This is a genomic window from Paraburkholderia sp. PGU19 (genome assembly GCF_013426915.1).
In the GTDB taxonomy this organism is placed as follows: Bacteria; Pseudomonadota; Gammaproteobacteria; order Burkholderiales; family Burkholderiaceae; genus Paraburkholderia.
Map to the genome: position 1 here is coordinate 278482 of NZ_AP023179.1, position 14305 is coordinate 292786.

General features: G+C 62.2%; 10 protein-coding genes and 1 pseudogene. 9 read left to right on the top strand and 2 right to left on the bottom strand.

Annotated elements, in window-relative coordinates:
* The first annotated feature begins 47 nt into the window (after positions 1-47).
* From H1204_RS01210 to H1204_RS01235, 6 genes are all read left to right on the top strand, one after another.
* Positions 48-989 (top strand): ABC transporter permease subunit, encoded by a 942-nt coding sequence (locus tag H1204_RS01210; RefSeq protein WP_180729481.1) that lies wholly within the window; start codon positions 48-50, stop codon positions 987-989.
* Complete coding sequence (locus tag H1204_RS01215) at positions 986-1777, top strand: ABC transporter permease (RefSeq protein ID WP_180729482.1); 792 nt, start codon at positions 986-988, stop codon at positions 1775-1777. Before H1204_RS01210 ends, H1204_RS01215 begins: the two co-directional genes overlap by 4 nt.
* A 20-nt stretch (positions 1778-1797) precedes the next feature.
* On the top strand, positions 1798-2871 hold the full coding sequence (locus H1204_RS01220; RefSeq protein ID WP_180729483.1) for an ABC transporter ATP-binding protein: 1074 nt from the start codon (positions 1798-1800) through the stop codon (positions 2869-2871).
* Between the two features lie 350 nt (positions 2872-3221).
* Positions 3222-4502 carry a dicarboxylate/amino acid:cation symporter gene (locus tag H1204_RS01225; protein WP_180729484.1) on the top strand — a complete coding sequence of 427 codons (1281 nt, stop codon included), beginning with the start codon at positions 3222-3224 and terminating at the stop codon, positions 4500-4502.
* Positions 4503-4505: 3 nt separating this feature from the next.
* Positions 4506-6569, top strand: coding sequence for a sensor histidine kinase (locus tag H1204_RS01230; protein WP_180729485.1), 2064 nt, complete (start codon positions 4506-4508; stop codon positions 6567-6569).
* 31 nt (positions 6570-6600) lie between these two features.
* On the top strand, positions 6601-7956 hold the full coding sequence (locus tag H1204_RS01235; RefSeq protein WP_180729486.1) for a sigma-54 dependent transcriptional regulator: 1356 nt from the start codon (positions 6601-6603) through the stop codon (positions 7954-7956).
* Positions 7957-8053: 97 nt separating this feature from the next.
* Here H1204_RS01235 and H1204_RS01240 read toward each other — a convergent pair whose 3' ends face one another.
* Complete coding sequence (locus H1204_RS01240; RefSeq protein ID WP_180729487.1) at positions 8054-8578, bottom strand: TlpA disulfide reductase family protein; 525 nt, start codon at positions 8576-8578, stop codon at positions 8054-8056.
* 195 nt (positions 8579-8773) lie between these two features.
* Here H1204_RS01240 and H1204_RS01245 point away from each other — a divergent pair, with 195 nt between their 5' ends.
* Entirely contained in the window at positions 8774-9370 is a 597-nt protein-coding gene (locus H1204_RS01245; protein WP_180729488.1) for a hypothetical protein, read from the top strand.
* Positions 9371-9703: 333 nt separating this feature from the next.
* Here the strand turns inward: H1204_RS01245 and H1204_RS01250 are convergent.
* Positions 9704-11193: pseudogene (locus H1204_RS01250) on the bottom strand (YifB family Mg chelatase-like AAA ATPase); the annotation flags it as partial.
* A gap of 55 nt (positions 11194-11248) precedes the next feature.
* On the opposite strand from H1204_RS01250, the gene H1204_RS01260 reads away from it, so the two are divergent.
* Together H1204_RS01260 and H1204_RS01265 are read left to right on the top strand one after the other, a co-directional pair.
* Positions 11249-12982, top strand: coding sequence for a recombinase family protein (locus H1204_RS01260; protein ID WP_180729490.1), 1734 nt, complete (start codon positions 11249-11251; stop codon positions 12980-12982).
* A gap of 225 nt (positions 12983-13207) precedes the next feature.
* Positions 13208-14224 (top strand): hypothetical protein, encoded by a 1017-nt coding sequence (locus H1204_RS01265; protein WP_180729491.1) that lies wholly within the window; start codon positions 13208-13210, stop codon positions 14222-14224.
* Positions 14225-14305: the final 81 nt, after the last annotated feature.

Genomic DNA, 14305 nt, shown 5'->3' on the forward strand with positions numbered 1-14305 from the left:
GGATGGAACGGCGAGACGAAGCGGTTGAGTTTGTTCGAGGGTGAGTTATGAGCGCTTCATCGGGAGCCGGGCCGGGCGGTCAGGCGGACCTGCTGGTTCCGTCCGTGCCGCAACCTGCGCCGAAGGTCGACGGCCCGGGCCGGACGTCGCCTGTCTGGACATGGATCGGCGTGCTGCCCTTCTTTATTTTCGCGCTGCTGTTCCTGATTCTGCCGACGGGCTTCCTGATGGTCGGCGCGTTCCAGGACGCGCAAGGCCACTTCACGTTCGCCAACATGCGCGAGCTGTTCCAGGAAGGCGTGATGGACGCCTACTGGATCAGCTTCAAGGTCAGCGCGGCTTCGGCATTCGGCGGCGCGGTGCTCGGTTCGCTGCTCGCGTGGGCGGCCGTGCACGGCAAGCTGCCAGGCTGGATTCGTCCGACGCTGTTGACGTTCTCCGGCGTCGCCTCGAACTTCGCGGGCGTGCCGCTCGCGTTTGCGTTCATCTGCACCTTGGGACGCGTCGGGCTCGTGACGGTGCTGCTGAAGAAGTACGCGGACATCAATCTCTATTCGACGGGCTTCAGCATCCTGAGCTTCTGGGGCCTGACGATCACCTACCTGTATTTCCAGATTCCGTTGATGGTGCTGATCATCACGCCCGCGCTCGACGGCCTGAAGCGCGAATGGCGCGAGGCGTGCGATTGCCTCGGCGGCACGGCTTACCAGTATTGGCGTCATGTCGCGTTGCCCGTGCTGTGGCCGAGCGTGCTCGGCGCGACGCTGCTGCTGTTCGCGAACTCGTTCGGCGCGGTGGCGACGGCGTATGCGTTGACGGGCAGCTCGCTGAACATCGTGACCATCCTGCTCTATGCGCAGATTCGCGGCGACGTGCTGCACAACCAGAATCTCGGCTATGCGCTCGCGCTCGGCATGATTCTCGTGACGGGGCTGTCGAACGGCGGCTATATCTGGCTGCGTTCGCGCGTCGAAAGGGGCCGTCGATGAACAAACAATCGCGCGTGGGCGCATGGACGGCGATGATCGTCGGTTCCCTGTACTTTCTGATTCCGCTGATCGCGACCTTCGAATTCAGCCTGCGCATGCGCCGCGGCACGTACAGCTTCGATGCGTACAAGGTCGTGCTCGGCGACCCGCATTTTCAGGCGTCGTTCGGTTATTCGATTTTGATGGCGCTGCTGACGATCGTTGTCGGCGTGCTACTCGTCGTGCCGACGGCATACTGGGTGCAACTGCGCCTGCCGAAGCTGCGCGGCATTGTCGAGTTCATCACGCTGCTGCCGCTCGTCGTGCCCGCCATCGTGATCGTGTTCGGCTATCTGCGCATCTACAACAGCAGTTCGATTCTGCCGCTCACCGCGAACGAACGCGCGACTGATCTGCTGCTCGTGTTCGGCTACGTGACGCTGTCGCTGCCGTACATGTACCGCGCGGTCGATGCCGGCCTGCGCGCCGTCGACATTCGCTCGCTGACGGAAGCGGCCGAATGTCTCGGCGCGAACTGGCCGACCATTCTCTTCAAGGTGATCTTTCCGAATATCCGCTCGGGCATTCTGTCGGGCGCGTTTCTCACCTTTGCGGTCGTGATCGGCGAGTTCACGCTCGCGAGCCTGCTGGACCGGCCGGCGTTCGGCCCGTATCTGCAGCTGATCGGCGCTAACCGCGCGTACGAACCGTCGGCGCTCGCGATCATCGCGTTCGCGGTCACGTGGGCGTCGATGGGACTGATCCAGGTGTTCGGCTCCGCGCGCACGCTCGCCGCGCAAAAACCCTGATGTTGAATTGAGGCACCGTCATGGCATTTCTTGAGATCGAAAACCTGCACAAGACGTTCGGCGCGAACACGGCGCTGCATCACTTCGACATGAAGATCGAGCGCGGCGAGTTCATCACGTTTCTCGGACCGTCGGGCTGCGGCAAGACAACGGTGCTGCGCATGATCGCGGGCTTCGAATCGCCGACGCGCGGCACGATCCGCCTCGACGGCCGCGACGTGACGCATCTGCGCACGCGCCAACGCAAGGTCGGCATGGTGTTTCAGTCGTATGCGCTGTTTCCGAACATGACAGTCGCGGACAACATCGGCTTCGGGCTGAAGATCGCGCATCGTCCGCAAAGCGAGATCAAGCAGCGCGTCGATGAGATGCTGCAACTGATCAAGCTGCCGCATCTGGGCGAGCGGTATCCATGGCAACTGTCGGGCGGCCAGCAGCAGCGCGTCGCGCTGGCGCGTGCGCTCGCGGGCAAGCCGCAAGTGCTGTTGCTCGACGAGCCGCTGTCGGCGCTCGACGCGAAGATCCGCATTTCACTGCGCCAGGATATTCGCGCGCTGCAGCGCGAACTCGGCATCACGTCGATCTTCGTCACGCACGATCAGGAAGAAGCGCTGTCGATTTCCGACCGCATCGTCGTGATGAACGAAGGCCGCGTCGAGCAGGTCGGCACGCCGCTCGAGATCTACAACTATCCGCGCACGCGGTTCGTTGCGTCGTTCGTCGGCACGTTGAATATTCTGTCTGGGCATGTGGTCGATCCGTCGACGGGCCGGATGGCTGTCGACGGCCAGGAACTCCACACCACGCAGGCGCTTGCCGCCGACGACGCCGGCAAGAAACGGATGCTCGCGCTGCGCCCGGAGGCGATCGTGCTGGAACCGCCCGCCGCGGGCCGCAACACGCTGACGGCGACCGTCGAAGACGTGAGCTTTCTCGGCGCGATCGTGCGCATCCGGACACGCGTCAAAGACGAAGTGATTTCGCTCGATGTCTTCAACGATCCGAACCGCCGTTTGCCCGAACGCGGTCAGCCGGTGGCGCTCGGTTTTTCGCACGAAAACCTCCTCGTGCTCGAAGAAGGCGCCAAGGGTTAACCCTAACCTTGCTGGATACGGGCGTTCGGGTTTCCGGACGCCCGGATTCCGGATTTCCGGAAACCCGGAAGTCTGCGCCTATCGACGCTTCAGAATAGTCTTAAAAATCAGCGCACTAGCTCTATTTTGCGCGCTGGCATCGACCTTGCAAAAAGAAAGCGAGGCCGCAAAGGCCCGTCAACTACAACGCATGGAGACAACGATGCTCAAGTTCCCGTTCTGGTCCCTCTGATTTCGTCGTCTGTTCGCGGCTCTGTCTGCGCGCACGACGCACGTCAATTCGTTCGTCCATGCGATGCGTGGCCAGCCTCCGGTCCACCCAAGCTTTACTCCATTGCAGGAACACCATCGTGAAGAAACCTATTTATAAAGTCCTCTACGTGCAGGTGATCGTCGCGATCATCATCGGTATTGCGCTGGGGCACTTCTATCCCGCGCTCGCCACCGACATGAAGCCGCTCGGCGATGCGTTCATCAAGCTCATCAAGATGGTGATCGGCCCGATCATCTTCTGTACCGTGGTGACGGGCATCGCGGGCATGGAAGACATGAAGAAGGTCGGGCGCGTCGGCGGCAAGGCTCTGCTGTACTTCGAAATCGTCTCGACATTCGCACTCGTGCTCGGTCTCGCGGCAACGCACCTGCTGAAACCGGGCGCCGGCTTCAACGTCGATCCCGCCTCGCTGAACGGCAAGGAAGTCGCCTCGTATGCGGCGAAGGCGCATGGCCAGTCGACGGTCGACTTCTTCATGCACATCATCCCGGACACGCTGTCGTCGGCATTTTCGCAAGGTGAGATCCTGCAGATTCTGCTGATCGCGCTGCTGTTCGGCGCGGTGCTCACGCATGTCGGCGAGCGCGGCAAGCCGGTGACGAGCTTCATTGAAAGTCTGTCGAGCATTCTGTTCGGCATGGTCGGCATCATCACGAAGCTCGCGCCGATCGGTGCATTCGGCGCGATGGCGTTCACCATCGGCAAGTACGGCATCGGCTCGCTGGTGCCGATGCTCAAGCTGATCGGCACGTTCTATCTGACCTCGGTCGTGTTCGTGGTCGTGGTGCTCGGCATCATCGCGCGCATGGTCGGCTTCAACATCCTGCGCTTCGTCGCCTACATCAAGGAAGAGATGCTGATCGTGCTGGGCACCAGCTCGTCGGAAGCGGCGCTGCCGCAACTGATGCTGAAGCTCGAAAAGCTCGGCTGCTCGCGCTCGGTGGTGGGTCTCGTCGTGCCGACCGGTTACTCGTTCAACCTCGACGGCACCAACATCTACATGACGATGGCCGTGCTGTTCATCGCGCAGGCGACCAACACCGACCTGACGTGGGGCCAGCAGCTGACGCTGCTCGCGGTGACGATGCTGACGTCGAAGGGCGCCAGCGGCGTAACGGGCGCAGGCTTCATCACGCTGGCTGCAACGCTCGCCGTCGTGCCGACCATTCCGCTGTCGGGCATGGTGCTGATTCTCGGTATCGACCGCTTCATGAGCGAATGCCGCGCGCTGACGAACATCGTCGGCAACGGCGTGGCGACGGTTGTCGTGTCGGCATGGGAAAAAGAACTTGATCGCTCGAAGCTGCGCGCTGCATTGCGCCGCGATGTCGCGGTCACCGAATCGGCCGAGGTCTGAGCCATGAAAGCGGCGCCGCGGCAACACGGCGCGGCGCCGCATGCAACGCAGGCGCCGTCCGCGCAGACGCAAGCGCGTGCGGCAGCCGAAGCGCTCGACGAGTTCGACGCGCCCGGCGATGAGGACGGGTATGACACAATAGGCGATCCTCATCGAACGACTCCCGCCATCGTGACGCGCCGCCTGTTGATCCTGTTCGCGCTCGTCGCCGGGCTCGTGGCGGCCTGCGGACTCACGTGGACCATCACGTGGCAGCACGGCATCGATACGCTGCGGCGCAACGCCGCCGTGCGCGCCGACCGAACCACAGCCGCCCTCAAGAGCACGCTCGAACGCTACGAGTCGCTTCCCTATCTGCTCGGCGAACATCCCATCGTGCAGGACGCGCTCGCGTCGCCGGATGCGGACAACGTCGCGCGCGCCAATCAATATCTCGAAGACCTCAATCGCCGTGCCCGTGCGAATGTCGCGTACATCGTCACAGCATCGGGCCGCTGCGTGGCGGCGAGCAACTGGAATCAGCCCGACAGCTTCGTCGGCCAGGAGTATCTGTTCCGGCCGTATTTCGTCGAAGCGGTGAAGGGCAAGGTCGGGCGCTTCTTCGGCATCGGCACGACTTCGCTCGATCCCGGCTACTACATTTCGCAACCGGTGCGCCGCGACGGCAAGATCGTCGGCGTTGCCGTGGTCAAGCTGAATCTCGAATGGTTCCAGGGCGCGGACGCGTCGGAGCCGCTCATCGTCACCGACGATCACGGTGTGATCTTTCTGTCGTCGGTGCCTGCGTGGAAGTACCACACGGTCAAGCCGCTAACCAGCGACGTGATCGCGTCGATCTTCGACACGCGCCAGTACGCGCGGCAGCCGATCGCGCCGCTGCCGATGTCGGTGGTGCGCACGCTCGAAGGCGGCGCGCAGATCGTGCGGATCGGCGGTGGGCGCAGCGGGAACTATGCGGCGCCGCGTTTTCTGGCGTCGCAACGCACGCTCGGCGAGCCGGACTGGCGTCTCATCACGATGGCGCCCATCGATCCCGTCAACGCCGACGCGCGTTACGCGACGATCGTGACGGGCTTCGGCTATGTCTCGCTGTGTCTGCTGCTGTTCTACTGGCGCATGCGCCGCGCGCGCGTGCGCGAAGTGATGCGCAGCCGCGCGCTGTTGCAGAAGGCGTATGCAGAACTCAACCAGCGCGTCGCCGAGCGCACGGCCGACCTGTCGCAGGCGAACGAGCAACTGACGAAGGAAGTGAGCGAGCGCACGCGCGCCGAACAGGAACTACGCGCCGCGCACGACGAACTGATTCAGGCGAGCAAGCTTGCCGCGCTCGGCCAGATGGCGGCGGGCATCACGCACGAGTTGAACCAGCCGCTTGCCGCATTGCGCGGCTTCTCTGACAACACACGTGTGTTTCTCGAACGCGGCGATCATGAATCCGCCAAGGAAAACCTCGAAGCGATCGCCGCGCTCACCGAGCGCATGGGCAAGATCACGAATCAGTTGAAGCTGTTCGTCGGCCGAGCGCGGCCTCGCAATGCGCGCGCAGGCGTGGCGCGTGCGCTGCGTAATGTGTTGGCGCTGCTGCAGAAACGCTTGCAGGGCGTGACGGTCGACGTATCGTTGGTCGACGAGGGCGCGGCGCCCGTTCGCTTCAATCTCGACAGCGACGATCCGAGGTTCGTCGCGCATTGCGATGATCTGCGGCTCGAACAGGTGCTGATCAATCTGCTCGGCAACGCGCTCGATGCGGTGGCGGGCACGCCCGCGCCGCGTATCGCGATCGACGTGCAAACGTCGCAGGAATCGCTCGCGATCATCGTGAGCGACAATGGTCCAGGCATTCCCGACGACGTGTTGCCGCGTCTGTTCGAGCCGTTCTTCACGACGAAGGAAATGGGCCAGGGACTGGGGCTGGGTTTGGCGATCTGTTCTTCGATTGCACGCGATTGCGGCGGCTCGCTCGTCGCGCGCAACAACGCGCAAGGCGGCGCCGAGTTCATGCTGACGCTGCGCCGCGCGCAGGCGCAGGCAACCGATATCGCGGGCTCCGTCACGACGGGCTCGTGATTCAAAGCGTATTCAAGGTGTGGGAAACACAATGATCAAGGGCTTGCAGGTCCTCTATATCGAAGACGACGAACTCGTGCGGCGCGCGAGCGTGCAAAGCCTGCAACTGGCAGGGTTCGAAGTGGTTGGGCATGCGTCGGTGGAATCGGCGGGGAAGCTGATCAACGCGGAGTTTTCCGGCGTGATCGTCAGCGATATCCGCCTGCCGGGCGCAAGCGGCCTCGATCTGCTCGCGCAATGCCGCGAGCGCGCGCCCGACGTGCCCATCATTCTCGTCACGGGTCACGGCGATATCACGATGGCCGTGCAGGCGATGCGCGACGGTGCGTACGACTTCATCGAAAAGCCGTTCCCTTCCGAGCGGCTGATCGAAACCGTGCGCCGCGCGTTGGAGCGCCGCACGCTGGTTCTCGAAAACCTCGCGCTGCGCCGCGAACTGGCGGAGCAGGGGACGCTCGCGCCGCGCATCATCGGGCGCAGTCTCGCCATCGAGCAGGTGCGTAAGCTGATCGCGAACGTCGCGCCGACGGATGCGTCGGTGCTGATCAACGGCGATACGGGCGCGGGCAAGGAACTGATCGCGCGCAGTCTGCACGAACTGTCGCCGCGCCGGGACAAGCCGTTTCTCGCGGTGAACTGCGGCGCGCTGCCGGAGCCGATGTTCGAGTCGGAGATGTTCGGCTACGAGCCGGGCGCGTTTACGGGCGCGGCGAAGCGGCGCATCGGCAAGCTCGAGCATGCTTCGGGCGGCACGCTCTTTCTCGATGAGATCGAAAGCATGCCGCTCGCGCTGCAGGTCAAGCTGCTGCGCGTGCTGCAGGATGGCGTGCTGGAGCGGCTCGGATCGAACCAGCCGATACGCGTCGATTGCCGCATCGTCGCGGCAGCGAAGGGCGACATGACGGACCATGTCGCGTCGGGCACGTTCCGGCGCGATCTGCTGTACCGGCTCAACGTGGTGACGATCGCGTTGCCACCGCTGTCGGAGCGGCGCGAAGACATCGTGCCGCTGTTCGAGCATTTTCTTCTGGATGCGGCCGTGCGCTATCAGCGTCCCGCGCCGATTCTCACCGACCGTCAGCGCACGAACCTGATGCAGCGTGAATGGCCCGGCAACGTGCGCGAGTTGCGCAACGCGGCGGATCGCTTCGTGCTGGGCGTCGGCGACGATACGGTCGCGGCTCCCGCCGACGATGCACTGACGTCGATCACACAGCCTTTGAAGGAGCGCGTCGAGCAGTTCGAGCGGGCGGTGATCGCGGAGGCGCTGGAGCAGACGGGCGGTGCTGTCGCAGTGGCGGCAGACAGATTGCAGGTCGGCAAGGCGACTCTCTACGAGAAGATCAAGCGGTATGGCCTGGCGGCCCGTGGGGAAAGCGAGAGGTGAAGCTGGGAAGTGAAAATAGTTTGAGGTGCTGCTGACGGCGGGTGCGCTGCGAAGATTTCAGCGCGACGCCCGCCGTAGAAGAGAGACGTCCAGGCGATCAGCTCGTGCCGAGCGCCTTGGCCAGCAACTGATCGAGTTCCGCGAACTGCGGCTCGCCGACATAGCGCTTCAGCACCTTGCCGTTGCGGTCGATCACGAACGTGGTCGGCGTGAGCTGAACGTTGCCGAATTGCTTCGCGGCCGTTCCGTCGTCCATCGCGACCTTGAATGGCAGGCGGCGTGTTTCCGTGTAGTTGGTCACGTACATCGGCGCGTCGTAGCTCATCGCGACCGCGACGAACTCGAGCCCTTTGTCCTTGAAGCGGTTGTACGTCTGGACCATCTGCGGCATTTCCTTCATGCAGGTGTCGCAACTCGTCGCCCAGAAGTTGACGAGATACACCTTGCCTTTCAGATCGGCCGTCGACACTTTCTGGCCGGACAGCAGGGTGAACGTCGCGTCGGGCACGTGCTGCTGGCTGCCGAACGCGAAGTAGCCCGCAACGGCGATCGCGCCGGCGACGACGGCGGCAGCGATGTAGCGGATCGGGCCCGAACGCCGGGAAACGTTGGTTTGGCTCATGAAAAGACCTCGGGGAACGCGTGGAACACACGTCGTGAGGCGCTTGACGGCTGCGAGAACAACAGCGGAAACGGGCGCCCCGGATACTGTCTCATATTGTACCGGCAATCTTGTGACGCAGTTGGCGGCGCGGTTAAGCCGCGAATAACGTCCGATAATGATGCTTTCCGTTACGCACATTCCATTCGCCGCGTCATGCTCCGCTCCGCTCTCCCTTCGTTCGTCCGCCGTCGTGATGTGTTGTCCGTCCCCTTCCGTTCGCTGATAACAAAGGCCGTCGTCGTTCTGTCGGCCGGCTGGCTGCTGGCCGCCTGCTCGCCGACCTATGACTGGCGCACGATCATGAACAACGACAACGGCTACACGGTCGATCTGCCCGCCAAGCCGACCACCGACCAGCGGCAGATCGATATCGGCGGCACGCCGATGAATATGTCGATGCAGATTGCCGAAGCGGACCACGCGGTATTCGCCGTCGGCACCGTGATGCTGCCGAGCGACGATCCACAGGTGCAGCGCAGTGCGCTTGACTATCTGCGCTCGGGGCTCGCGCACAACCTCGGCTCGGCGCCCGATGCCCACGTGGCGGCGATTCCGCTCGCGGCAGGGGGCCAGGTGCAGGGACTGGAAATGACCTTCAGCGGCAAAGCGGGGCCGAAACAGGAAACGCGGATCATGCACGCGCGCCTGGTGGCGAAGGGGCGGCATGTGTATCAGGCGGCCGTGATTGCGAGCAAGGAACCGCCGCCGGAACAAGTCGAGCAATTCTTCGGATCGTTCAAACTTTACTGATTTGGGGTCATACGGTTCGCTGCAGCGCACCGTCCCAAGTGAATGTTCCTTCGCAAAAATCTTCGCTAATCTCGCGTTTACAAGGGACTTTTTTTGTTACCCACAGGATCTGTGGATAACTTTGTTAGTAACTCTGTGCGGTAGGCCGCAAAAGCCCATCGGACGGGCCGGTTGCCACTTTGCCCTGAATCTTGGCATTTTGAAAAAGCCAATAAAATCAAAGGCATTTGCGAGATGGCTCACAACAGGCTTTCAGTTGTATCAAAATCTATCGCGCAGTCGTAAATGTGCATAAGTCAAGTCTTGACATGCATTTTTTGTCATCTGCAGCATTTACTGGGCGCCGAACGCCCGCCGATACTGAACCGCTTCGGAGACCTGCACGGCGTTCGGCACATCTTTACCAGCCAGATCGGCGATGGTTCTCGCCACTTTCAGCACGCGGTAGTAAGCGCGCGCTGACCAGCCAAAGCGCTCGCCCGCTTCGCGCAGCAGACGCTCGCCATCGTCGTCGGGCCGGCAGACGGCGTCGACTTCCCGACCGCTGAGCTCGCGGTTCGTCTTGCCTTGCCGATGGAGCTGGCGCTCGCGGGCGGCCTCGACCCGTTGCGCGATCGGCGCGCTTGGTTCGCCGGAAGCCGTCGAGCGGGCCGACAGTTCCGCCGGCGACAGTGCGGGAATCTCGATCTGAATATCGATGCGATCTAGCAGCGGCCCCGACAGCTTGCGCATGTAGCGCGCGGCCACTTCCGGCGTGCACCGGCAGCGCCCGCCCGGATCGCCGCGCCAGCCGCACGGACACGGGTTCATCGCGGCGATGAGTTGGCATGCGGCTGGAAAGTCGGCCTGGAGCGCGGCGCGCGAAATCGTGATGCGGCCGTTCTCCAGCGGCTCGCGCAGATTTTCGAGTACGTGCCGGTCGAATTCCGGGAGTTCATCAAGAAACAGCACGCCGAGATGCGCGAGCGTGATCTCGCCCGGCTGCGGCGGATTGCGCCCGCCCACCAGCGCCGCAGCGCTCGACGAATGGTGAGGTGCGCGAAACGGCCGTTGCCGCCACTGCGCAGGCGTGAAGCCAATCGCGCTCGCCGAGAGCAGCGCGGCGGATCTCAGCGCTTCGTCGTCGGTCATTGACGGCAAGACGCTGGGCAGGCGCGCCGCAAGCATCGACTTGCCCGCGCCTGGCGGGCCGATCATCAGCATGTGGTGGCCGCCCGCCGCCGCCACTTCGAGCGCGCGCCGGGCGCCGCGCTGGCCGATGACGTCGGCCATATCGGGCGGCGCGACCCGCGCGGCGTCCGATAAGGTCGCGGCCTCGACGGGGTAAAGCCGCGCGTCCGCTTCGCCCGCCAGATGCGCGCACAGCGACGGCAGATCCGCCGCGCCATACACGGCGACACCGGGCACGAGCGCCGCCTCTTTTGCGCTGGCAAGCGGCAGGTAGAGCTCCGGCGTGCGGCCGCTCGCGGGATCTTCTTCTGGTCCAGAGGAAGTAGCTTCGGGATAGGACTGATGGCCGCGCGCCGTGCCGCACGCCATCGCGAACGCGCCGCGCATCGGACGCAGCGCGCCCGTCAGCGAGAGTTCGCCCGCAAATTCCCGATTCGCAAGCGACTCAACTGGAATCTGCCCGCTCGCGGCGAGAATGCCGAGCGCGATTGGCAAATCGAAACGGCCGGATTCCTTCGGAAGATCGGCGGGCGCCAGATCCCTATAATCCGGCGCACGGGAAAGTCGAGGCCGCAATTGAGCAGCGCGGCGCGCACGCGCTCGCGGCTCTCGCGCACTTCGAGATCGGGCAGTCCGACGATGGAGATGGTAGGTCCGTATGTGCGTTTGGCTGGCTATAATTACACCCTGTCTAACAGGGGACAAAAAATGTCGAACGCTGACGCCGCCAAGCCCGTGGCATACAGCTACATAAGATTCAGTACGGCCCAGCAGGCGCTGGGAGATAGCCTGCGTAGGCAAGTTGAATTAACCGAGCAGTATTGTGAAGAGCACGGACTTGCGCTGGCTCGCGCGTCCGCGTATCGCGACCTCGGAGTTTCAGCTTTTCGAAAGAAGAACATCGAAGCCGGCAAGCTGGCCGAGTTCATCAGTGCAGTGAAATCCGGCAAAGTCGCATCGGGAAGCTATCTCATCATTGAGCAATTCGACCGGCTGTCGCGAGCAGAGATTAACGTTGCCCTACGGCTATTTTTGGACTTGGTTGATGCCGGCATCGTGGTTGTCACACTAGCAGATAGGAAAGTTTGGAATAAAGATTCTGTCGCTGACGTCGGAGACCTCATCACCGCAATCATCTACATGTCGCGGGCGAACGATGAAAGTGAGCGCAAGTCCGACCGTCTATCCGCAGTGTGGGCGCAGAAGAAAAAACGGGCGGCGGATGGTACTGCAACACGCATTGTGACTAGCGAGGCACCCCGATGGCTGCGCGCTAACGCAGATAAGACAGGCTTCGCCATAGTCCCAGAGCTGGCTGAGAGCGTTAAACGAGTCTTCGAGATGCGCATCAACGGTGCGGGGGTCGTCGCGATTTGCCGTCGCGCGAATCAGGAGCGCTGGCCACTACCCGGAAAGATGCCAGTGCAGAAGGCGGCAGAGTCAGACTCAGACTTTGCAGAACGTCGTAAGGCGAGCGGACAATGGCACCAATCATTGGTGTCGCGCATTCTTAAAAACCGAGCGGTCTTGGGTGAATATCAACCGCGTCGCCTCGACGCCGAGAATACGGGAAATCGAGTCGCAGTAGGAGAGCCTATTCGCGGTTACTTTCCGGCCGTCATTGATGAGACAACGTTTCTTCGTGCGCAGGCTACATCCTTGCGGCGTGGCGTTCGGCCAGGTCGACGCGACCCGCACGCTCGCAATTGGCTGTACGGGCTCGTGAAATGCGGTCAATGTGGGAATTCGCTTGTTCGGAAGAATAAAACATCTACCAAGCAGCCTGGTTACTCCCGCTATTACTGCGTCGCTCGCGTCAGAGGTGTAACGAAGTGCCCCAGCGTAAACTCCGCGCAATTAGAGGCTCTGGTCAATTTCGTCACCGCCAGTTGGCTTCCGAATAACTGGGCGGTGGACACGTCGCTCGAAGCATTGAAGGCGCGCGCCGATGTTCTTGAGGTCGCGATTGCTGCCTCCAAAAAGAACATCGATGGTCTAGCAGACCTCGCCGGAAGCGTCACTGCGGCGTCCGCGCGGAAAGCCCTCATTGAGAAGTTGGATACGGAAGGTGACGCGCTTGGCGTGAAAGAGCAAGAACTAGCTCGCGTTCGCGCCGAGCTGGCCGATAGCACATCTGTCAATAATAGTGAAGACGTGCATGACAGACTCCTGAAAATCGCGCGTGAGATAGATGAGATTGCCTCCGGTCACGCAGGAGTCGATGGCTCGCTACGTCTGCGCGAAGAGCTTGCGCGACTCTTCCAAAAAGTTGTTGTGTATCAAGAGGGCGGCTACATCGAGTTCTTCATTAAAGGTCGTACTGAGCCGGTTTGGCTCCCGCTCGATTTTGTTAGTCTGGAACCGCCTTCCGAACCGAGTGCCGAGCAGTTGGAAGCAGCAGAGCGAGATATAGACGCTGTGCGGCATGCCATGGGCGCCTGACTAGGCGGCGCACGGGTCTGCGTGAGTGATGCCGTTCTCCGGCGTATTCTCGGGCATTTGCCAAAGACGGATGAGGTTTTGCACAAAAGTGGCGGAAGACGGAAATTTCTCAAGTTCTTGCAGCGCGCGTCGTTAGAATAGCCACGGGCCGGCACCTTGCCGCCAGGGGGGCTTAACTAGCGTGGCGGCGTAGGCAGTCATGGGGAAGTTTCGTGCGAGGGAACAGTGAGTGAAGAGGTAAGCCGCGCGGACGGCGGTCGATTTGTTAGCTTGTGGGAACTGTTTGCCCAAATTGGGAAAGCTGAGGCGATATATGCCTACGAGGCTGCACGTGATTTAGCTTCGTACCTGTCCGATGAACCCGCAGGCGTTAACTACCTCCGTCGTCGTGACCAGCTAGGCATCCTTTGTCCGATGGACATAGATGGCCGTTTGCGTCTGTTGCGGTTGCTCGGTATTTTCGGAAGCCATGCCACGCTGTTCGATGACGACGACAGACCAAACGACGAAGCCCAGCCGACTTTTGAGCGCTTCGGTTTCTACGCGTCGGACATCTACCCATTCCTTGCTCGCCACGACGTTGCCATTTCGCGCCCGGGTGATGAGGACGCAGTGCGCCGACTTTTTCCGGATGGGCGACGCATCCCTGACTGGGTACTGTCCTACGACGGCCAGGTGTGGATTCCGTACGGCAGGGCGGTCGGAATTCTCACGGCCAGCACAGTTGCCGCCGAACGCCACTCTCCCGACCACGACGACGTATTTGGTCGATGGGACCAGGCGCTGTCTGACTCAGTCGAGCGCGGCGCTATCCGAGAGACGACGGTTTCCGGGAAGCGGATGCTGGCCCACGCGGACCTGCGCGCTTGGTTCGTGCAGCAGGGCCAGGTGTGGCCGCTCGAAGCACCAAAAGCACAACCAGAAAGCGAAGCGAATGCTGTACCGCCACAATGCCACCAAGTGCAGCGGGCCATATCGCCTTCAGGGCAGCCGCTCGAGCATGATGGCGGGATGACACGGCGAGAGCAGCAGATTCGAGCCATCGAAGCGATGGCTGACAAACAGAAGTATCCGCGCCAGCAAATCCCCGATGGCGGCAAAACAAAGCTTCGTGACCTCTGCAAAGCTGAGCACTCGGGTCTGTTCGGCGCGGGTGATTCGCCGTTTGACGATGCCTGGAAAGCTGCGAGCAAAGCCAACCGAATCGCGATGGCGAACCGAAACAAGTTCGCCGGTCGTTAATTTCATCGCCAGATGCAATCCCGGCCATCGCAGTTTGCGGTGCCGTTTTATGTGCCTGTGCGCTCCCCGCTGCAACGGTAA

Excerpts from the sequence above, each read along its gene's own strand:
- H1204_RS01220 (WP_180729483.1), top strand. The coding sequence starts at position 1,798 with ATGGCATTTCTTGAGATCGAAAACCTGCACAAGACGTTCGGCGCGAAC.
- H1204_RS01260 (WP_180729490.1), top strand. The coding sequence starts at position 11,249 with ATGTCGAACGCTGACGCCGCCAAGCCCGTGGCATACAGCTACATAAGA.
- H1204_RS01235 (WP_180729486.1), top strand. The coding sequence starts at position 6,601 with ATGATCAAGGGCTTGCAGGTCCTCTATATCGAAGACGACGAACTCGTG.
- H1204_RS01230 (WP_180729485.1), top strand. The coding sequence starts at position 4,506 with ATGAAAGCGGCGCCGCGGCAACACGGCGCGGCGCCGCATGCAACGCAG.
- H1204_RS01240 (WP_180729487.1), bottom strand. The coding sequence starts at position 8,578 with ATGAGCCAAACCAACGTTTCCCGGCGTTCGGGCCCGATCCGCTACATC.
- H1204_RS01210 (WP_180729481.1), top strand. The coding sequence starts at position 48 with ATGAGCGCTTCATCGGGAGCCGGGCCGGGCGGTCAGGCGGACCTGCTG.
- H1204_RS01245 (WP_180729488.1), top strand. The coding sequence starts at position 8,774 with ATGCTCCGCTCCGCTCTCCCTTCGTTCGTCCGCCGTCGTGATGTGTTG.
- H1204_RS01215 (WP_180729482.1), top strand. The coding sequence starts at position 986 with ATGAACAAACAATCGCGCGTGGGCGCATGGACGGCGATGATCGTCGGT.